The organism is Rouxiella sp. T17 (assembly GCF_036663475.1).
Classification (GTDB): Bacteria; Pseudomonadota; Gammaproteobacteria; order Enterobacterales; family Enterobacteriaceae; genus Rouxiella.
Map to the genome: position 1 here is coordinate 117,752 of NZ_JAWUEA010000027.1, position 20,127 is coordinate 137,878.

15 protein-coding genes and 1 tRNA gene are annotated in these 20,127 nt (G+C 53.2%); 6 read left to right on the forward strand and 10 right to left on the reverse strand.

Going from position 1 to position 20,127, the window contains the following annotated elements; all coding sequences use genetic code 11:
* Window positions 1-406 precede the first annotated feature (406 nt).
* Window positions 407-1,906 (forward strand): YwqJ-related putative deaminase, encoded by a 1,500-nt coding sequence (locus tag SC206_RS08340; RefSeq protein ID WP_332736057.1) that lies wholly within the window; start codon window positions 407-409, stop codon window positions 1,904-1,906.
* 104 nt (window positions 1,907-2,010) lie between these two features.
* On the opposite strand, the gene urtE is transcribed toward SC206_RS08340, so the two are convergent.
* The 9 genes from urtE to SC206_RS08385 all read right to left on the reverse strand — a co-directional run bounded on the left by urtE (window position 2,011) and on the right by SC206_RS08385 (window position 14,694).
* Window positions 2,011-2,709: an urea ABC transporter ATP-binding subunit UrtE gene (gene urtE / locus SC206_RS08345; protein ID WP_332736059.1), complete on the reverse strand. Its 699-nt coding sequence runs from the start codon at window positions 2,707-2,709 to the stop codon at window positions 2,011-2,013.
* Window positions 2,710-2,745: 36 nt separating this feature from the next.
* Window positions 2,746-3,552, reverse strand: coding sequence for an urea ABC transporter ATP-binding protein UrtD (gene urtD / locus SC206_RS08350; RefSeq protein WP_332736061.1), 807 nt, complete (start codon window positions 3,550-3,552; stop codon window positions 2,746-2,748).
* Window positions 3,549-4,625 carry an urea ABC transporter permease subunit UrtC gene (gene urtC / locus SC206_RS08355; RefSeq protein WP_332736063.1) on the reverse strand — a complete coding sequence of 359 codons (1,077 nt, stop codon included), beginning with the start codon at window positions 4,623-4,625 and terminating at the stop codon, window positions 3,549-3,551. Before urtC ends, urtD begins: the two co-directional genes overlap by 4 nt.
* Window positions 4,625-6,229 (reverse strand): urea ABC transporter permease subunit UrtB, encoded by a 1,605-nt coding sequence (gene urtB, locus SC206_RS08360; RefSeq protein WP_442976053.1) that lies wholly within the window; start codon window positions 6,227-6,229, stop codon window positions 4,625-4,627. The genes urtC and urtB overlap by 1 nt, the downstream gene beginning before the upstream one ends.
* Window positions 6,230-6,334: 105 nt before the next feature.
* The gene (gene urtA, locus SC206_RS08365; RefSeq protein ID WP_332736067.1) at window positions 6,335-7,600 is read right to left on the reverse strand and encodes an urea ABC transporter substrate-binding protein; all 1,266 of its coding nucleotides are present in this window, start codon (window positions 7,598-7,600) and stop codon (window positions 6,335-6,337) included.
* Window positions 7,601-7,660: 60 nt separating this feature from the next.
* Window positions 7,661-8,374, reverse strand: a complete 714-nt coding sequence (locus tag SC206_RS08370; protein ID WP_332736383.1) for a GntR family transcriptional regulator — start codon at window positions 8,372-8,374, stop codon at window positions 7,661-7,663.
* A gap of 17 nt (window positions 8,375-8,391) precedes the next feature.
* Window positions 8,392-12,069, reverse strand: a complete 3,678-nt coding sequence (gene uca / locus SC206_RS08375; protein WP_332736069.1) for an urea carboxylase — start codon at window positions 12,067-12,069, stop codon at window positions 8,392-8,394.
* Between the two features lie 12 nt (window positions 12,070-12,081).
* Window positions 12,082-13,926 carry an allophanate hydrolase gene (gene atzF, locus SC206_RS08380; protein ID WP_332736071.1) on the reverse strand — a complete coding sequence of 615 codons (1,845 nt, stop codon included), beginning with the start codon at window positions 13,924-13,926 and terminating at the stop codon, window positions 12,082-12,084.
* Window positions 13,927-14,103: 177 nt separating this feature from the next.
* Window positions 14,104-14,694, reverse strand: coding sequence for an HD domain-containing protein (locus SC206_RS08385; protein ID WP_332736074.1), 591 nt, complete (start codon window positions 14,692-14,694; stop codon window positions 14,104-14,106).
* 130 nt (window positions 14,695-14,824) lie between these two features.
* Between SC206_RS08385 and SC206_RS08390 the strand changes: the two genes are divergently transcribed.
* The 5 genes from SC206_RS08390 to catC all read left to right on the forward strand — a co-directional run bounded on the left by SC206_RS08390 (window position 14,825) and on the right by catC (window position 18,422).
* A complete protein-coding gene (locus SC206_RS08390) occupies window positions 14,825-15,289 on the forward strand; it encodes a MarR family winged helix-turn-helix transcriptional regulator (RefSeq protein WP_332736077.1) in 465 nt (154 codons plus the stop codon).
* Window positions 15,290-15,462: 173 nt separating this feature from the next.
* Window positions 15,463-15,888, forward strand: coding sequence for an organic hydroperoxide resistance protein (locus SC206_RS08395; protein ID WP_332736079.1), 426 nt, complete (start codon window positions 15,463-15,465; stop codon window positions 15,886-15,888).
* Window positions 15,889-16,059: 171 nt separating this feature from the next.
* Window positions 16,060-17,745, forward strand: coding sequence for a kdo(2)-lipid A phosphoethanolamine 7''-transferase (eptB, locus tag SC206_RS08400; protein ID WP_332736081.1), 1,686 nt, complete (start codon window positions 16,060-16,062; stop codon window positions 17,743-17,745).
* Window positions 17,746-17,857: 112 nt separating this feature from the next.
* A tRNA-Pro gene (locus SC206_RS08405) sits at window positions 17,858-17,934 on the forward strand.
* 197 nt (window positions 17,935-18,131) lie between these two features.
* Window positions 18,132-18,422, forward strand: a complete 291-nt coding sequence (gene catC, locus SC206_RS08410) for a muconolactone Delta-isomerase (protein ID WP_332736083.1) — start codon at window positions 18,132-18,134, stop codon at window positions 18,420-18,422.
* A gap of 83 nt (window positions 18,423-18,505) precedes the next feature.
* Here the strand turns inward: catC and SC206_RS08415 are convergent, their stop codons facing one another.
* Window positions 18,506-20,056 carry an FAD-dependent oxidoreductase gene (locus SC206_RS08415; RefSeq protein WP_332736085.1) on the reverse strand — a complete coding sequence of 517 codons (1,551 nt, stop codon included), beginning with the start codon at window positions 20,054-20,056 and terminating at the stop codon, window positions 18,506-18,508.
* Between the last annotated feature and the right edge of the window lie 71 nt (window positions 20,057-20,127).

The following is a 20,127-nucleotide window of genomic DNA, read 5'->3' on the forward strand; positions in this document are numbered from 1 at the left end:
GACTATTTTTTAGGTGGAATAGTGCACTGTAGATATAGTCCTCTATTCTGCTTAATGTTGCTTTTAACCAGCCCATTTACAAGGTTACTGGAAATGACAAGTCGATTAAGTGAATTTTTAATTTTTCACTTGGCACAAGTGAAAAAGTATATTACTTAGCAGAATTTACCTAATGTAACTGATATGTCATCAATTAGAGGTGATCTATGAAGCGGATAATAAGACATCTTTAGGTCGTATAGCCTATAGCCAAAAATTGTAATGGTAGAGTAGCAATAAGTTATACATTTTAAATGCACAGAGAACTCTTATATTCTAAGTGGAGTAAATTCGCATAATTAAGATTTTCTGTGGTGTTGGATAGATAGCCTTGAAACTCTGGCGCTATGCCATAAGGTAAAAAATAATGCCAAGCCATGCTAATGTACAGAATGTAGAGAATAGCCATAAGCAGGTTATGAAAAAAAACTCTAAAGATAATCACCTTCATAATCCACAAAAGCAGACAGGTTCAGATTTAAGCCATAAACAATTATCTCCTCTTCTCAAAAAAAAACAAACTTCTATAGTAGATAACACTAAAGATATTGAAGCATCAACATTACCTTCCAAAAATTCTATTGTAAATAAAAATAAACCCAATAATTTTATTAAAGAACAACAAGATAAAAAAACTGATGCCATGAAAAAAAGGAAAGAAAAGCTTAAAAATGATAACGAGGCTTTAAATAGAATATTAGGATACCGTGACCAGTTACAAAAATATGGTTTTTCTCATTCCCTTCCTGAAAAATATCATTTTGTTACCTCGAAATACCCGAATGCTGATGTTCCGCCCTCAACTAATCAAGAAGGTAATATCCGGAATATAGACTATTTAAGCGTTGATTTGCATGACAATACAGAGTCACGCGTAAATAATGCTCGAAAAAATAATAAGTCATTAAAAGATTATCTTAAAATTTTCAATGTTGAAACCGAGGAAATGATAAAGCCAGCAAGAGATATAAAAACTGCGCAAGCATTAAAAATGGTTAATGATAAAAATCTAAACAATGGGAACATACCTGTAGCAGGTGTAAAAATAAAACCCGAGAAACCAAAGAAAATCAATAAAAACGCAAAAAAAGTTTATACGTCAACTGAGTTAAAAAGATTAACGGCTAGGGCAGGAATAATAGAAATAAATGAACACAATCAAACAGGTGCAAGAGATGGAGGTGTTTTCTTAGGGAATAAGAGTTTTACCAATATTCAAGCAAGTTTATCTCCCGATGATCTTTTTAAAGGGATAAAATTGCTTGATATACCGAACACTGTTTCAACTGGTTATTATTCTTCAGATGCTGAAATTAATAGAGCATTGGCGGCATCAAAAGATCACCCAGGAAGAATATTTAGACCTGTTTCTCAACTGCCACATTATCGTGTTGAAGATATTGAGGAATTTTTAGATGAAATTGCATTGGCATATAAAAAATCGGAAGCTGGAATAGAGCTGCATCCCGAAATTAGAAAAAGGATTCGAAGGCATGTTATAAAGGAAAATTATATTTTGAGTACCGGGGCGGGTATAGCGGGCACGCACGCTGAAGTACAAGCGTTAAATTATCTATTTACAGAGTTAGATAAATCACACGAAGAATTTGCCGAATTACAAAGGAGTAACACCTCTCTTACTGAAGAGGAAAACGAAGAAATAATAAGGTTGGATAAAGCCAATGCTAAGCATTTGAGACAAGCCTATATTGTTACGCACAGACTTTTTGATAGTCCGACTGTACTCGCTGGCCAAGCTTTCGTCGCCTGTGCAAATTGCACTGGCATTTTGAATGGAATGGAAACTATTGTGACGGGCATTGTTAATAAGAATATAAGAATAATACGTAGTTTGTCTGTAAAATAAACCAAATTTGATTGGGTCTAAATAACCGCATAATAACGTATCAGTGGCGGAGTGTTATTTTATTATAAGAGAGCGATATCATTTAAATGGCATCGCCTCATTATTCAAATCGCCACCAGCCCTCTTACGCCTTCTATTTCCATTTCGCTGCCGGGGCCGCGTTTGATGATGTTGCCGCGCGACATGACCAAATAGCTGTCGGCCAATTCGGCGGCAAAATCATAAAATTGTTCGACCAGCAAAATTGCCATGTCGCCCCGTGCGGCGAGTTGGCGGATTACCGCGCCGATCTCTTTGATTACAGAGGGTTGAATGCCTTCGGTCGGTTCATCGAGAATTAATAAACTGGGTTTGCAGGCCAGCGCGCGACCGATCGCCAGCTGTTGCTGCTGTCCGCCGGACAGGTCACCACCACGGCGATGTTTCATCTCGAGCAACACCGGGAACAGATGATAAATCTCGTCCGGCACCGTTTTTGACTGACTGCCCGAAAATCGTGATAGCCCCATCAGCAAATTTTCTTCAACGGTGAGGCGCGGAAAAATTTCGCGCCCCTGCGGGACATAGGCAATGCCCGACTGCACTCGCTGGTGCGGTTTGCGGCCATTAATCACCGCGCCGTTCCAGCTAATGGTGCCGGATTTCGCCGGGATCAGCCCCATCAAGCATTTCAGCAGCGTGGTTTTTCCCACGCCGTTGCGGCCCAGCAAGCAGGTCACCTCGCCGATTTTTGCCTCGAAAGAGAGTCCGCGCAGAATATGACTACCGCCGTAAAACTGATTCAATTCGTTAACTTGCAACATAACATTCTCCTTATTCTGCTCTTTGCGCAGCGCGGCTTAGCGGCCCAGATAAACTTCAATGACCTGCTCGTTTTCCTGCACGTCGCGCAGCGAACCTTCGGCCAAAACTTGCCCTTGATGCAGCACCGTCACGTGATCGGCGATAGTCTCGACAAAACCCATGTCGTGCTCAACCACCATCAGCGAATGCTTGCCGGCCAGCGATTTAAACAGCTCGGCGGTGTATTCCGTTTCCGCATCGGTCATGCCTGCGGCCGGTTCGTCGAGCAGCAGCAGGTGCGGCTCCTGCACCAGCAGCATGCCGATTTCCAGAAACTGTTTCTGACCGTGCGACAGCATGCCGGCCATGCGCTGGCGTTCGCCCTGCAAACGCAGCGTCACTAACATCTCGTCAATTCGGTCGCGCTGTTCGCTGTTCATTTTGGCGCGCAGACAGGCCCAAACCGATTTATTGGTTTTTTGCGCAATCTCGAGGTTTTCGAAAACGGTTAACGCCTCAAATACCGTTGGTTTCTGAAACTTGCGGCCAATGCCAGATTGCGCAATTCGCACCGGATCCAGTCGCGTCAGGTCAATATTTTGGTCGTACATTACCTGCCCCGATTTAGGCCGCGTTTTGCCGGTAATCACGTCCATCAGCGTGGTCTTTCCCGCGCCGTTCGGGCCGATAATACAGCGCAACTCGCCCACGCCGATGCGCAGCGAAAGGTCGGTTAGCGCTTTAAATCCATCAAAGCTGACGTTAATTTTATCCAGCGTAAGAATCGGGTCGGACTGATCGCGGTGCCTATCGGCGGGCATCGGCTGGGTAAAAAGCTCGCCCGTGGTGGTCATTGAATTCATTGCGATTTCCTCTTGCGCAGCAGGCCAATCACGCCGTCAGGAAGGAATAGCGTCACGACGATAAACATCCCGCCGAGAATAAACTGCCAGTATTCCGGGATGGCGACGGTAAACCAGCTTTTCGCGCCGTTGACGATGCCCGCGCCCAAAATTGGGCCAATCAAGGTGCCGCGTCCGCCGAGCGCGACCCAAATTGCCGCCTCGATGGAGTTGGTCGGCGACATCTCGCTCGGGTTGATAATCCCGACCTGCGGCACGTACAGCGCGCCCGCCAGCCCGCAAATCATCGCGGAGATTGTCCACACAAACAGCTTGAAACCTTTAGGGTCATAACCGCAAAAAATCAGTCGGTTTTCAGCATCGCGAACCGCCGTCAACACGCGGCCATATTTGCTGCGTGCCAGCGCAAAACCGAGCGCCAAACTCGCGACCAATAGCAGCACCGTAGTGATAAACAGCCCGACGCGGGTTGTGGTGGCGGTGACCTGAAAGCCGAGCAGGGTGGTAAAGCCGGTAAAACCGTTGTTGCCGCCGAAGCCGGTTTCATTGCGGAAAAACAGCAACATACCGGCGTAGGTCAGCGCCTGGGTCATGATTGAGAAATAGACGCCCTTTATTTTGGAACGGAAAGCGAAATAGCCGAAAACAAAGGCCAGCACGCCGGGCACCAACACAATCAGGCACAGCGCCCAGGCAAAATGCTGGGTTCCGGCCCAAAACCACGGCAATTCGTTCCACGACAGAAACGACATAAAGTCCGGCAAGCCGCTGCCCGCCGCCTGTCGCATCAGATACATGCCCATCGCATAGCCGCCGAGCGCAAAAAACAGCCCGTGGCCGAGCGAGAGTAAACCCGCGTAGCCCCAGACCAGATCCAGCGCGATCGCCACGATCGCATAGCAGAGGATCTTGCCGACCAGCGTCAGCGTGTAGGTCGAAATCGCCAGCGGATTAGTCTGCGGCAGCAGCGCCAGAAACGGCAGCACCAGCAGAATCACCAGCACCAGCGCGCCCACGCTTATCGCCACGCGCGGCGCTTTTTGTACGCCCGTAATCGTTAAAGGTTGCGTCATCAGTCAATCACCCTGCCTTTGAAGGCGAAGAGTCCCTGCGGACGTTTCTGAATAAACAGGATAATCAGCGCGAGGATCAGGATTTTACCTAACACCGCGCCGATTTCCGGTTCGAGGATTTTATTGACGATGCCGAGACCAAAGGCGGCGACCACGGTGCCGGCGAGCTGGCCAACGCCGCCGAGCACCACGACGAGGAAGGAGTCGATGATATAACCCTGTCCGAGTTCGGGGCCGACGTTGCTGAGCTGCGACAGCGCGACGCCGCCGAGTCCGGCGATTCCTGACCCTAAACCAAACGCAAGCATGTCGACGCGACCGGTCGGCACGCCGCAGCAGGCGGCCATCGCACGGTTTTGCGTCACAGCGCGAACGTTCATGCCGAGGCGGGTTTTATTCAGCAGCAGCCAGGTCAGCGCCAGCACCAGCAGCACGAAAATAATCACGGCAATTCGGTTATACGGCAGCACCAGATTTGGCAACAACTGCACGCCGCCAGAGAGCCAGTTCGGATTGGCAACCTCGACGTTTTGCGCGCCGAAAAGCACCCGCACGCCCTGAATCAGAATCAGGCTGATGCCCCAGGTGGCGAGCAAGGTTTCCAGCGGACGACCATATAAATGGCGAATCACGGTGCGTTCGAGCAGCATGCCGATCCCGGCAGTAATAAAGAACGCCACCGGCAGCGCGACCAGCGGATAGAGCGCCAGCATGCCGGGCGCGTAGTGCTGAAACAGCGACTGCACCATATACGTTGAATAAGAGCCGAGCATCAGCATCTCGCCGTGGGCCATATTTATCACGCCGAGCAGGCCGTAAGTGATCGCCAAACCCAATGCTGCGAGCAGCAGAATCGAGCCGAGCGAGAGGCCGGTAAAGGCTTGGCCGAGCAAATCGCCAATCATCAAACTGTGTTGCACGGCTTTCAAACTGGCGGCGGCGGCGGTGCGCACGATGGCGTCAGGCTCGATTTTCGGATCGGTTAACGGCTGTAAATGGCCCTGAGTATCAGGATCGGCCGAGTCGCCGAGCAGCTCGACGGCGCGCAATCTCACCTGCGGATTCGGGTCGCTGAGCTGTAGATTGGCCAGCGCGATGCTCAACGCGGCGTGTACCGCGCTGTCTTGCTCTAGCGCCAGACGCTGCGTCAGCAACGGTAACTGGTCGGCCTGCGCCTCGCGCTGCAAAGATTTGGCGGCCTGCAAACGCACGGCGCTCTCTTTGCTTACCAGCCGATGCGTAGAAAGCGCGTTGGCGATAAGATTACGCAGTCGGTTGTTTAACCAGACTTTTTTGGTTTCACCCTGCGGCGCGGCGCTGCCTTCCAGCGGTGTTAGCGTTTCACCCTGTTTAACAAAGGCGTGATGCGCCTCATCAATGACGACATTTTCCTGCTTTAACGCCTCTAACAGCGGCAAGCGCTCGGGTTGCGGATCGGTGGCCCACTGTTGCAGCAGCGTGGCCTGATTGGCGCGGCTGGCGGCGGCAAAATCGTCGGCCGGACCCGCATTGGCCCACAGCGGCAGGCAGCAAAGCAGGAAAGTCAGGATTTGCGCACTCAGTTTTCGAGCGAGTCGCAGATCGGCAAAGCGCAAGAGTTTCATCATAATCATCATCGCTTTAAGTGATTTTATACGCTGACGCGTTGTCCCGATTCACCGCCAAACGAGGCAGGGCGAAACGAGACAAAGCGTCAGGTTAACGACGTTTTACTGCTGCGTGGTTTTCACCGGATAATCAGGCTTCTTGTCGTTGCCGGCGATATACGGGCTCCACGGCTGGGCGCGCACCGGTTTATCGGTTTGCCACACCACGTTGAACTGACCGTTAGACTGGATTTCGCCGATCATCACGGGTTTATGCAGGTGATGGTTGGTGGCGTCCATGGTCAGCGTGTAGCCGTCCGGCGCTTTGAAGGTTTGACCCGCCATCGCCGCGCGGACTTTATCGACGTCGGTTGTTCCGGCTTTTTCAACGGCTTGCGCCCACATATGAATACCGACGTAGGTCGCTTCCATCGGGTCGTTGGTGACCGCCGTGCTGGCGTTTGGCAGATTATGCGCCTTGGCGTAGGCCTTCCACTGCGCCACGAAGGCTTTGTTGGTTGGATTATCCAGCGACTGGAAGTAGTTCCAGGCCGCTAAATCGCCGACCAACGGTTTGGTATCAATGCCGCGCAGCTCTTCTTCGCCGACCGAGAAGGCCACCACCGGCACGTCGGTCGCTTTCACGCCCTGATTAGCCAGCTCTTTGTAGAACGGCACGTTGGAATCACCGTTAATGGTTGAAATAACAGCCGTTTTACCGCCTGCGGAGAATTTTTTGATGTTGGACACAATAGTCTGATAATCGCTGTAGCCAAACGGGGTGTAGACTTCTTCGATATCTTTATCCTGTACGCCCTTCGAATGCAGGAAGGCACGCAGGATTTTATTGGTGGTGCGCGGATACACGTAATCGGTACCCAACAGGAAGAAGCGTTTTGCACTGCCGCCGTCTTCGCTCATCAGATATTCCACGGCTGGAATCGCCTGCTGGTTTGGCGCGGCGCCGGTGTAAAAGACGTTTGGCGACATCTCTTCGCCTTCGTATTGCACCGGATAAAACAGCAGGCCATTTAACTCTTCAAACACCGGCAGCACGGATTTACGCGATACCGACGTCCAGCAGCCGAAAACGACCGCGACTTTGTCCTGCGTCAGCAATTGACGGGCTTTTTCGGCAAACAGCGGCCAGTTGGAGGCCGGATCGACCACCACGCCTTCCAGCTTTTTGCCAAGCACGCCGCCGTGGGCGTTGATTTCGTCGATGGTCATCTGCGCCACGTCTTTTAATGGCGTTTCAGAAATGGCCATGGTGCCGGAAAGCGAATGCATGATGCCGACTTTAATAGTATCGGCAGCCTGCGCGGCGAAAGCCAAACCCATGCTGACCACGGTTGCGGAAAGGGCGAATGCTTTTATAAATTTTTTCATTTAAGCTCCTGTTTCAGAGTGGGGCGATATTGTTGTGTGAAAACCTTAAAATCATAAAAATCAAGACGCTGTGTTATCGTTTTCCGGTCTGGCCTGATGCAGCATGTGCAGCGTTATCTTGCGCACTTCGGCCTTGCTGACGGCAATGTGGTCCTGTAGTTGGCGTTGCGCCTCCTCTGTCTGACGTTGGATGATGGCGAGCAAAATGCTCGCGTGTTCGTGATACGTTGCGTTGACGCGTGCATCCTGCGTGAAGTCTAAACGCCGGATAATGCGGATCTTTTCGGTCAAATCGCGGTGGATTTTTGCCATTTCGCCATTACCGGCGGCCTCCACCAGCGCCATATGAAACTCCTCGTCAAAACGGGCCACTTCCAGCCCGTCTTCCCGCTGCGGTTCGTCTATCCAGAACGTTTTCAGCGCGTGCAGTGCCACGGGCGTTTCGATTTGCGCACAGAGGCGTTTGACCGCCTCAAGTTCCAGCACGATGCGCAGGTCATATAACTGCTCGAAATATTCGAAATCAAAAGGCCGCACCTGCCAGCCGCTGCGGAAAAACACCTCTACATAGCCTTCGCGCTCCAGCCAGAACAGCGCCTGTCGCACCGGCGTGCGGCTGACTTCCATCCGTTCGGCGATTTCGTTTTCGCTAAACCTGTCGCCCGGCAGCAGGCGAAAGCTGAAAATATCGTCCTTCAGCTGGAGATAAATTCGCTCCGCCAACCCTTCCGGGCGAGTTTTGGTCCGTCCTTGTCGTGCGCCAGTTAACTGCATCATTCATCCTTTTGGCGTTAAGCGTTTTTATCTATCGCGTCTTTATGGATCCCGTCTTTATCGATCCCGTCTTTATCGATCCAAAGAAGCGCATCGCCCGGACCAACAGGACGACCCTGCTGACAGCCGATTTTCAGCACCGTGCCTGCGCAAGGCGCATTCACCGACAGCTCCATTTTCATCGCTTCGACCACAATCAGCGGCTCGCCGGCTTCAACGCGCTGACCCGGTTCGACCAGAATCTTCCAGATGTTGCCGTTCAAATCGGCGCTAACCAGCTCGCCCGGCTGATCGGCAAGGTCTTCAGTCGGCTGCTCGCCATTTACGGCCGCGTCCACCGCCGCGCTTTCCTGGGCCTGCCAGTGTGCAACCTCGTTGATAAACGCGGTTTGCTGACGTTCGCGGAAATCGGCGATATCTTCTGCGTTATCGGCGAGGAAGCGCGTGTATTCGGCGAAATCAAACTCTGAATGCTCGATACGCACCTGCGCACGGCCTTCGCGGAAAGCGTCGCGCTGCTCTTCCAGCTCCGCTTCGGTTACCTGATAGAAACGCACCTGATCGAAGAAGTGCAGCAGCCACGGCTCGCCTGCGGCAAACTGACTGTTTTTAAGGAATTTATTCCAGATAGGCACCGTGCGGCCCACCAGCTGATAGCCGCCCGGCGAATCCATGCCGTAGATGCACATATACATGCCGCCAATGCCGACGGTGCCTTCTGCGGTGTAGGTTCGCGCCGGATTGTATTTCGAGCTCAGCAGGCGATGACGCGGATCGACAGGCACCGCGCACGGCGCGCCGAGATAAACGTCGCCGAGGCCGAGAATCAGATAGCTGGCGTCGAAAATAATGTCTCTGACCTCTTCACGCGTCGCCAAACCGTTGGTGCGCTGAATAAAATCGACGTTATTAGGCAACCACGGCGCGTCGGCGCGCACGGTTTGCTGATAACGTTCGACCGCGCCCAAGGTGGCACTGTCTTCGAAAGCCATCGGCAGATGCACGATACGGGTCGGAATTTTCAAATGACTCAAGTCGGCCAGCTCATATTCCAGCGCCAGCAAGTGTTGCAGCAAGGCGGACTGATGCATCACGCGGCTGTCGTAGCGAACCTGCAACGAACGCACGCCCGGCGACAGCTCTTCAATACCCTCCTGCGCCGCTTCGCGAATCGCCTTCATTAACAGATAGATACGCAAGCGCAGCGCCAAATCCAGCACGTTGTCGCCATATTCGATCAGCACGTAGCCGTCACCCGCCTGACGATAAACCACGGAAGGGCGGCCGTCGGTAGCGGGAAGCTCGGCCAGAATCGCCGCCGAGGCCGTTTTAAGGGGTAATAAAGAAGGCGCGGGCATTTCCATTGCCTCAATCGGCATGAGCGAATCGATAGTGCCCTGCTGTGCCATTTCCAGCGCCTGCGCCTGCTCGAAGCTTATCGGATGAAAACGAATGCGATCGCCCGGTTTCACCTGACCGACTTTCCACAGCTCGGCTTTCGCAATGGTCACCGGACAAACGAAACCGCCGAGGCTTGGTCCGTCGCGGGTCAGAATCACCGGGAAATCGCCGGTAAAATTGATTGCACCAATCGCGTATTCACAGTCGTGAACGTTGGACGGATGCAGACCTGCTTCGCCGCCGTCGAGACGCGCCCAGAGCGGTTTCGGGCCGGTAAGCCGCACGCCGAGGCGGTTGGAGTTGTAATGCACCTGCCATTCGGCGGCAAAAAAGCGGTCGATTGACTCTTTGGTGAAGAAATCGGGTGCGCCGTGCGGGCCGTAAAGCACGCCGATATTCCAGACGTCGCCGTAGGCCGCCACAATATTGGCCGCGGCGGCCTGCGGTAAATCGACCGGCGCGGGCGTGGTGCAGGCCGGCAAATCGGGTTGTGAAACCGTCAACATGTCGGCGACGCGAAGCGTGCGTCCGGCGTGACCGCCAAACTGACCCAGAGCAAAGGTCGAACGGCTGCCCAGATAAACCGGCACGTCAAAACCGTTGCGCACGGCGAGATAAGTGCGGCAGCCCGACTTCGCGCGGCCCAGCGTTAACGTTTGGCCAGCTTTAACGGCGATCGGCTGCCAGTAGGCGATCTCCTCGTCGTCGAGCGAGGCGGGACACGCCGCGCCGGTGAGCGCAATAGTCGCGTCGCAGTGAAAACGCAGCGTCGGGCCCTGTAACGTAAATTCCAAACCGGCGGCGTCGAGATGGTTGCCGACGATGCGGTTAGCCAAACGGAAGGCGAAATCATCCATTGGACCGGACGGCGGCACGCCGATATCCCAATAGCCGAGGCGGCCCGGATAATCCTGAATGCTGCTGTAAGTGCCCGGCGACAACACTTCGACCGCGTGCGGACGATAGTCGAAACTGTCGAGCATGCGGGTCCACATTTCACCCTGATGGAAAACGGGCGTTGCGACCACCTGACGTAAATAGTCGATATTGCTGGCGATGCCGTGCAAACGGGTCGCGGCCAGCGCGGTGGACATTTTTTCCAGCGCCTGCTGGCGGTCGTCGCCGTAAACGATCAGTTTGGCGATCATCGGGTCATAAAATGCCGAGACTTCGCTACCCGTTGAAACCCAGCCGTCGACGCGCACGTCAGCGGGGAAATAGACTTCGGTCAGCACGCCCGGACTTGGCTGGAAGTTTTTCAGCGGATCTTCGGCGTAAATACGCACTTCAATCGACGCGCCTTTCGGGGCCTGTTTCATGCGCGGCCAGTCGAGCGGCTGGTCAGCGGCGACGCGCAGCATGCACTCAATCAAATCCAGCCCAGTCACCATTTCGGTTACCGGATGCTCAACCTGCAGGCGCGTGTTGACCTCAAGGAAATAAAATTCGTCGCGCGCGGCGTCGTAAATAAATTCAACGGTCCCGGCGCTGCGATAATTGACCGACTCGCCAAGCTGCACGGCGGCGTGATGCAGCGCCTCGCGGGTCGCCTGCGGCAGATTCGGCGCGGGCGTTTCTTCTACTACTTTCTGATTGCGGCGCTGAAGCGAACAGTCGCGCTCGCCTAACGCCACGACGGTGCCTTTGCCGTCGCCGAAAATCTGCACTTCAACGTGGCGCGCGCGGTCGACGAAACGCTCCAAAAACACGCCAGCGTCGCGGAAAAACTGCTCGCCGAGGCGTTTTACGCTGTCCCACGCGAGGCGCAGCGCGGCTTCGTCGTCACAGCGCGTTAACCCGATACCGCCGCCGCCCGCCGTGCTTTTCAGCATGATCGGATAGCCAATTCGCGCAGCGGCAGTGACCGCGTCTTCAATACTGTCGAGCAGCGCGGTGCCCGGCGTCATCGGCACGTCGGCTTCGGCGGCTAACTCACGGGCGCGGTGCTTGAGGCCAAATTCGCGGATTTGATGGGCGGTCGGGCCGATAAACGCGATGCCCGCGGCTTCGCAGGCGTCGGCGAATTCGGCGCTTTCGGATAAAAATCCGTAGCCCGGATAAATCGCCTGCGCGCCGGTTTCTTTGGCGGCGGCCAGAATCTTGTCGATCAGCAGGTAACTTTCACCGGCTTTTTCACCGCCGAGCGCGATGGCGATATCGGCGTCGGTGACGTGCGGCGCGTTGCGATCGGTATCGGAATAGACCGCGACGCTGGTGACGCCGAGGCGTTTTAAGGTGCGAATAGCGCGACAGGCGATTTCACCGCGGTTGGCGATCAGGACAGTATGAAACATGGTCGTGGCTCCTCAGGCGTTTTTCGTGGCGGTGGATTTCAAATGCTCGACGTAGCTTCTCCAGCCGCCGAACGAGGTCACATCGGTCGCGCTGGCAATTGCCCACGGCTCGCAGATAAAACCTTTCACCTGACGGCCATCGGCCAACTGCAAGGTGCCAATGCCCAGCGGAGCAGGGATTTCGGCCACGAATTCGCCGAAGCGCGCCAGCGGAATATCCCAGAGTTCGACGATGATGCTGCTGCCGCCTTCGGCCTTGACCAGACCCGGTTTCGGCGGCTGGGTGTTGGCGAGGGCATAGAGTTTGTAATCGTTGGCGGTGTAGGTTTGCTCGACGCGCACGGCGTTGCGGGTGGTGAGCTGGAAGTTCAGCGGCATGCCGGTAAGGTGCGCGCCTACTACGGCCACGCGGATGTGATCGCGGCTGACGGCAATCGGGCCGGTCATCGCGCTGTCGGCGTTTAGCATTTTGCCGGTCGCACCTAACGGCAGCGAAAGACTGCGTTGCCACTGACGGCCAAAGGCGGCCAGCGCGCCATCGTGCCAGGCGGGCGCAATCAGCGTAATGCCGGAAGGCAGGCCGTCGTCGCGAATACTCGACGGCAAGGCCAGCGCGGCGAGGTCGGCGAGGTTAGTGAAATTGGTGTAAGTGCCAAACTGCGAGTTGTAGAGCACGGGCTCCTGCACCATCTCTTCGAGGGTACGAATGGTGGGCGACGTGGGCACAACCAGCGCGTCGAAACCTTCCAGCGCCTGATTAATGGTGCGTGACAGCTCGGCGCGCAGGTATTCGGCTTTCCACGCGTCGCAGGCGGAATAATTGAGGCCGTTGGCGACGATGCCGCGCACTATGGGGTCCATTACTTCCGGTGTTTCTTCGAAGATTTTGCCGACGGCGACGGTGCGTTCAGCGACCCACGCGCCGTAATAAAGCTGCTCGGCAAGGGCGTTAAACGGCGTGAAATCGATTTTCACCAGATTGACACCGCTGCTGACCAGCTTATCCAACGCCTGCTGGAAGGCTTTTTCCGATTCGGTATCGCCGAAAAACTCAAGCGTGTCGGGCACGGCAAAGCGCGGCTGCGTCGACATTGCCGCGGGCGCGGTGTGCGGATTAGCGCGGGAATAGGCGTCTTCTGCATCATATCCGCCCGCCAGCGATGCAACTTGATAGGCATCGGAAACGGTCAGGGCAAAAATAGAGACCACGTCGTTCAGGCGACACGCAGGCACTACGCCGCGATTCGACAGCCAGCCTTTGGTCGGTTTGAGGCCGACAATATTGTTGAAACCGGCAGGAACGCGGCCAGAACCGGCGGTGTCGGTGCCGAGAGAGAAAGCGACTAGGCCGCGCGCCAATACGGACGCCGAGCCGGAGCTTGATCCACCGCTAACGTATTCAGGATTAAAGGTATTTTTTACCGCGCCGTGAGGAGAGCGGGTGCCGACCAAGCCGGTGGCGAACTGATCGAGATTGGTTTTTCCAATGACTACCGCGCCTTTGGCACGCAGATTGGCGACCACGGCGGCGTCGGCATTTGCCACGTATTCGAAGGCCGGACAGGCGGCGCTGGTGGGCCAGCCTGCGACATCAATATTATCTTTTACCGCGAAAGGCACGCCGAACAGCGGCAGCGAGGCGAGCGAGCCGCCAGCCTGATCGCGCAGAGATTCGAGCAGGGCAATTTGCTCGTCGAGCTGGGCAGGCGTGACGCGATAAAGCCAGGCATTATCTGCCGCATCGAGGCTATTTACGACGATACCGAGAGAGCTGCGCAGACTGTCGGGCGCGCTTTGATAATGGTGCTGCCAGTCACGTAACTGAAAACCGGTATAAGGAGTGGATACTGAGGCCATAGTTTGAATTCCATCTAGTACACAAGATTGAATTCAACTAAGCAAGTGGCGTGCCATTATTTATCTTTATGATTTAATGGAATATTTATTAATTCACTGCTGTAACGTGCAAAACCCTGCATCCCTATTGCGGCGCATTTGAGCATTTTCAGGGCAATAAATGGGCGATCTATAATATTATTCTCCCGCCAAATACGCCGCTTCGGTGCCATCGAACCAGCTGTTCGGGATATTGTGGGGCGGTTGGAGCAGGCGTTGCAGCCCGTCGTTGATGATATGTTGTGCCTGTTGCCACAGCGTGGGGTCACCTTCTTTTAAAACCGCTAACAGCAGGCGTTTTTCGATCAGGTAGATTTTGGCGAAATCGGGGTCGTGAGTAATGAGCGACCGCAGATTGTCGATGAGATCGGCGAGCTTGATGGTTTTGGCGGCGGCAGAGGCTTTGGCGCTGTGATGGCGGTCGAGGTTTTTGCGCTCGATACGATCGGCCTGTGAATCGCAACTGACATTGGTCAGCATGGCGACCAGTTCGGCGATCTCGGCACCAAAATGCTGGTGGATATCTTCCAGCGTGGTTGGCGTATCTTCAACGGTGTCATGCAGCCAGGCGGCGGCCAGCATAATCTCATCGTGCGGCACCGTGCTGACAATATTCACCACCGCGTGCGGATGCACGATATACGGGTCGTTGGTGTATTTTCGCCGCTGATCGATACTTGCGTGTGCTTTGGTGGCATAACGTCTTGCTTTTTCCACTATCTCGCTCATGAATTTTTCCCCGTGGGTTATGCCTGCTATCGTTATATCATGGACGCAGTAAAAAGCACCCTTTGTAAATATGCTTGCTATAAAATAGCGCGCGATGTATTTTTCAATCATGAGCAAAGAGACAGATTTTATGAATACAAAAGACGACGCAGAAGCGGCATCTCCGATTGCGCTTCACTTAGATCAACAGATGTGTTTTGCGTTGTACTCCGCGAATCTGGCGCTGAATAAAGTCTATCGAAAATTGCTCGGCCAGCTGAATCTCACATATCCCCAGTATCTGGTGATGTTGGTGCTGTGGCAGCAGGATGAATTAATGGTCTCTGATATCGGCGAGAAGCTGTTTCTGGATTCGGCCACGTTAACGCCGCTGCTGAAACGCCTTGAAGTGTCGGGCCTGCTGGTGCGACGTCGGGCGCAAATCGACGAGCGACAGGTGATTATTTCTCTGACCGATGCAGGGCGCGCGTTGCAGGAAAAAGCCTTGGGCATTCCGGAAGCGATCGCCTGTGCCGCTGAATGCAGCGTCGAAGACATGACGGCGATTAAAGAGCAGATGCAAAGCCTGCGCCGAAATCTGCAGCACAGGGCGTAACGTCGTCATAAATTGATAACAATATTTGATAACAATAGAGGTGCAAGGTTTGCGCCTTTATTTGCAAAATACTTTTTTTAGAAAATATAAGTAGCGAGCGATTTAATAGCGCGGCTATTTAAACCGGCAAAGTTGAACTAAACTTTTACCACCAAACCTTAAAGGAACTCATTATGTCTATCGAAAAAGTCGTTTACCGCGCTCATGCTTCTGCAACCGGTGGTCGTGACGGCCGCGCAACCTCTTCAGACGGCGTGCTCGACGTTAAATTGGGTCTGCCAAAAGAGATGGGCGGTCTGGGCGGTGAAGTCACCAACCCTGAGCAACTTTTCGCCGCAGGTTACTCCGCCTGCTTCCTGGGCGCGCTAAAACACGTCGCGTCACTGGAAAAAGTACGCATTCCTGCCGATGCGAAAATTGAAGGCGCGGTCGGCATTGGCGAGATCCCGGGCGGCTTCGGCATCGAAGTTCAGCTTGATATCACCCTGCCTGGCGTTGAGCGCAGCGTCGCTGAAGATTTGGTCGAGAAAGCGCATAAAGTCTGCCCTTACTCCAACGCGACCCGTGGCAACATCGACGTGACCTTAAACGTCAAATAATTCATTGCGACTCATTACGTTAGAGTTGTCATCACGGGAAGCTTCGGCTTCCCGTTTGTCGTTTTGACAGCGCGCTTTAAGACGATCCCCTAATAGATTATGTAAACGCTCACGCTTTAATCGTGTCACAATGATTCAAAATATTTCAGAGATCTTGGATTAAAATTTGACATGATTAGAGTAAAAGCTCTTTCGCAGCAAAAAATCTGTTTATTGTTAGCCGTTTACATCGGCATCTTTTTAAACCTTTCCGTATTTGTGCGTCGCTTCGCGCCTCTCGTTGCCTCACCGAATTCTGCTGAGTCGATCGCTGCCGCCATCGAAATCACCACTACCGTACTGTTTAGCTTCTTCGTGTTGCGACTGCTGTCATTCGGCGGCAAAACCTTTTTCCGCATCATGGCCAGCCTGATGGTGCTGATTTCAGTCGCCGCCAGTTATTACATGACCTATTTCAACGTGGTGATCGGCTACGGCATTATTATGTCGGTAATGACCACGGACATTGACCTCAGCAAAGAGGTGATCGGCTACAAGTTCGTGCTGTGGATGCTGCTGGTCAGCGCCTTGCCTTTGTGGATTATACTTATTGGATCAATGCGTTACACGCTGCTTGAGCAGATGAAAACGCCGGGCCAGCGGATAAAACCGCTGCTGGTGCTGATTATCGCCGGTCTGCTGGTTTGGTTGCCGCTGCGGGTCATGGACAAGCAGCAAAAGAGCACCGAAAAAACCAGTAATGTCGATATGCCGAGCTATGGCGGCGTGGTGGCGCACTCTTATTTGCCATCTAACTGGTTGGCAGCGCTGGGTTTATTTGCCTACACGCAGGTTGATGAAAGACAGGACGCCCAAGACTTGTTCGATCCCGCCAAGGCCTACACCTATCAGCCTCCTGAAGGTATCGACGATACCTACGTGGTATTTATTATTGGTGAAACCACCCGTTGGGATCACATGGGGTTGCTCGGTTACGGGCGCGATACCACGCCGCTGATGGCAAAAGAGAAGAATTTGGTGGCTTTTAAAGGCACCTCCTGCGATACCGCGACCAAACTTTCGCTGCGCTGCATGTTCGTGCGAGAGGGCGGAGCGGAAAATAATGCGCAACGCACGCTGAAAGAACAGAACATTTTTGCCGTGATGCGCAGCCTGGGCTTTAGCTCGGAGCTGTTTGCGATGCAGAGCGAAGTGTGGTTTTACAACAATGCCAACACCAATAATTACTCTTTCCGCGAGCTGATCGCGTCTGAAAAGCGCAACGACGGTAAATCGGTGGATGACATGCTGCTGGTGGGCGAATTGCAGGAATCGCTCAAGCGTTACCCGCAAGGCAAACATTTAGTGGTGCTGCATACCAAAGGTTCACACTATCTTTATTCGCAGCGTTATCCGCGCAGCTTTGCGCGCTTTACCCCTGAATGCATGGGCGTGGATGAATCTTGCAGCGAAGCCCAGCTGGTTAATGCCTTCGATAACAGCGTGTTATATACCGACACTTTTATTACTCGGGTGATCGACCAGCTGCGAGATAAAAAAGCGCTGGTGTTTTACGCCTCGGATCACGGCGAATCTATCGGTGAAAATTCGCATCTGCACGGTACGCCGCGCGAGATGGCACCGCCGGAGCAGTTTCGTGTGCCGATGATTGTGTGGGCGTCCGACAGCTTCCTCGCCCAATCCGATCATCAACGCGCTTTCGAATTGCTAAAAGCGCAGCAAAATAAACAGCAACCGCATCGCCACGTCGAGCTTTTTGATTCGATTTTGGGTTGTCTGGGCTACCGTTCACCAAATGGCGGAATAAATCAGGCCAACAACTGGTGCGCCGATCCTCAGGCAGAAAAGGTGCTTTAGCGGTTTAAATCGCCGTATTGGCTCAGGTTCGTCTGTTTTATAAGCAGTTGGCGCGACAGTGATAAAAAGGGATTGACGCTTACCATCAGCAGCAGTAAGATTCGGCCCAATTCGGCGAGTAGCGCAGCTTGGTAGCGCAACTGGTTTGGGACCAGTGGGTCGGAGGTTCGAATCCTCTCTCGCCGACCACATTTAGAAAAACCCGCAAGCTTCTGGCTCGCGGGTTTTTTGCTATTTGGGTTTTGCTAGCCGGACTAAAGCTCCAAAGCGCCACGATTTTCTTTCTAATCCAATTATTCTGTTTCCGGCCTTTTTCTACTGAACTAAGATTAAATAACGCTGGCGTGCATCACTCGATTGCGCGCGCATTCAAAAGGAAAATCAGCATGTTATTTAAAGTCGAAATGACCGTAAAACTCCCTGCGACGATGACGGAAGAGCACGCCAACGACATTAAACTGCGTGAAAAACAGTATGCGCAGGAGCTTCAGGCGGCGGGTAAATGGCGTCACGTATGGCGCGTGGCGGGAAGTTACGCCAATGTCAGCATTTTCGATGTCGAAAGTAACAGCGAGCTGCACAACCTGCTTTCAGGACTTCCGCTTTATCCATATATGGAAATCCAGGTCACGCCGCTGTGCCGCCATCCGTCGTCGATTCACGAAGACGATCGATAGACATAAAAAAACGGGCCACTCTTTTACCCTCAAAACGGTAAAGGAAGTGGCCCGTTTTTTGTTGGCTGACTTCTGTTTGTCGATCAGCCGTTTTTCGATCCGCCTTCTTGGGTTTCGTTAACCAACTGCTGCGCCTGTTTAAGCGTTAAGTCGTGCTGCATTTCGAGTAAGAGTTTGCCGGTAGTCCGCACGCGACCCGTAGCAAATACGCCCACTAAATGATTTTTGAGCCCATAAAGCGCGACAAAATTCTGATCCTCAAGCGAGCCGATGATGTCAATGTTGTCCCACTTCTGCGGATGACCTAAATGCTCGAAACGAGTACCAAACTGCTGGGTCCAGAAAAACGGCACGCGATCGTAAACCTCTTTTTCACCCAGCATATTTTTTGCCGCCGTACGGCCCTGCTGCTGCGCCACGCGCCAGTGCTCAATGCGCGTAGGTTTGCCGTCTAGCGGGAAACTGGCAATGTCACCGACCGCGTAAATATCTTCCGCCGCCTGCAAATATTCATCCACTTTCATGCTGCCATCTTCGTTTAACGGCAAGTCATGCACAAATGAGGTCACCGGCTTAACGCCCGTCGCCAGCAGGACCACGTCGGTTTTCACTTGGGAACCGTCTTGCAGATTTACTGCTTCAACGCGACGATCGCCTGTGAAGCCGGCCACCTCGCCATCGATAAATTCGACGCCATTTTGTTCATGTAGAGCACGGAAATAACGGGCGATCTCTTCACCGAATTGCGCTTCGAAAGGCAGCGGATGAGGCGCGATAACTTTAATATCGATACCTCTTTTGCGTAGCGCCGCCGCCATTTCCATGCCGATAAAGCTGTTACCGACAATCACCAGCTGCTTCAACTGATCGACAGCACAAAGCAGCGTTTTTTCCTGCTGCAAATTACGCAGCACGTGAATACCGCTCAGCTCGACGCCCGGCAGATCGGGGCGAGTTGGCGCGCCGCCCGTAGCGATCAGCAGCTTTTTAAATGAAATATGCTGCTGGTTGGCCAGCAGGAGCTTTTTCTTTTTGCTGTCGATTTGCGTCACCGTGCTCACAATTCGCTGAACGTTTTTTTGTTCGAAAGCGTTCTCTTCAAGCAGCGTGGGCACTTCACTAACGTCCATGCTGCCGTTTGGCACAAATTTCGTTAACGCGGTGCGGTCATAAGGCGCCGATTTTTCCTGATCGATCACGACGATGCGGCCATGATAGCCACTCTCTTCCAACGCGCTGAGCGCCGCGCTGCCCGCTGCACCAGAGCCTAATATCACAATCTGATCGCTTTCTTCGCCTGCTTGAAGATGCGTGTGCTGCGTCGGATTATCGACTTCGACCATCACCTGACCATATTCGATTTTCACGGCATATTTTTTTAGACTTTCAAGTGAAGGTGGCTGATCGAGGCTACCATCTTCGAGGTCATAAACTGCTTTATGCCAAGGGCAGACCAGTTTTCCTTCGCAAATGGCCCCTTTCTCCAGCGGCGCACCTGCATGCGGACAATTTGCCTGATACGCATGCACGCTGTCGCCCTGACGGACCAGCACGATTTTTGTCTCGCCAATTTCGACCTGTTTTAACTGATTATTTTCTAGCGCGGAAAGCGCGATTGCTGTTTTAAAAGCCACGACATGCTCCTTTTCTTTTGCGTGTGATTGTTTATTCAACAAAGACCCTACAAAAAGCAGGACTGTCTTAA

Bases quoted from the DNA above. Each gene is read 5' to 3' on its own strand.
- atzF (WP_332736071.1), bottom strand. From the start codon at position 13,926: ATGGCCTCAGTATCCACTCCTTATACCGGTTTTCAGTTACGTGACTGG.
- SC206_RS08370 (WP_332736383.1), bottom strand. From the start codon at position 8,374: ATGCAGTTAACTGGCGCACGACAAGGACGGACCAAAACTCGCCCGGAA.
- SC206_RS08395 (WP_332736079.1), top strand. From the start codon at position 15,463: ATGTCTATCGAAAAAGTCGTTTACCGCGCTCATGCTTCTGCAACCGGT.
- SC206_RS08385 (WP_332736074.1), bottom strand. From the start codon at position 14,694: ATGAGCGAGATAGTGGAAAAAGCAAGACGTTATGCCACCAAAGCACAC.
- uca (WP_332736069.1), bottom strand. From the start codon at position 12,069: ATGTTTCATACTGTCCTGATCGCCAACCGCGGTGAAATCGCCTGTCGC.
- catC (WP_332736083.1), top strand. From the start codon at position 18,132: ATGTTATTTAAAGTCGAAATGACCGTAAAACTCCCTGCGACGATGACG.
- eptB (WP_332736081.1), top strand. From the start codon at position 16,060: ATGATTAGAGTAAAAGCTCTTTCGCAGCAAAAAATCTGTTTATTGTTA.
- urtC (WP_332736063.1), bottom strand. From the start codon at position 4,625: ATGACGCAACCTTTAACGATTACGGGCGTACAAAAAGCGCCGCGCGTG.
- urtA (WP_332736067.1), bottom strand. From the start codon at position 7,600: ATGAAAAAATTTATAAAAGCATTCGCCCTTTCCGCAACCGTGGTCAGC.
- urtD (WP_332736061.1), bottom strand. From the start codon at position 3,552: ATGAATTCAATGACCACCACGGGCGAGCTTTTTACCCAGCCGATGCCC.
- urtB (WP_442976053.1), bottom strand. From the start codon at position 6,229: ATGAAACTCTTGCGCTTTGCCGATCTGCGACTCGCTCGAAAACTGAGT.
- SC206_RS08390 (WP_332736077.1), top strand. From the start codon at position 14,825: ATGAATACAAAAGACGACGCAGAAGCGGCATCTCCGATTGCGCTTCAC.
- urtE (WP_332736059.1), bottom strand. From the start codon at position 2,709: ATGTTGCAAGTTAACGAATTGAATCAGTTTTACGGCGGTAGTCATATT.
- SC206_RS08340 (WP_332736057.1), top strand. From the start codon at position 407: ATGCCAAGCCATGCTAATGTACAGAATGTAGAGAATAGCCATAAGCAG.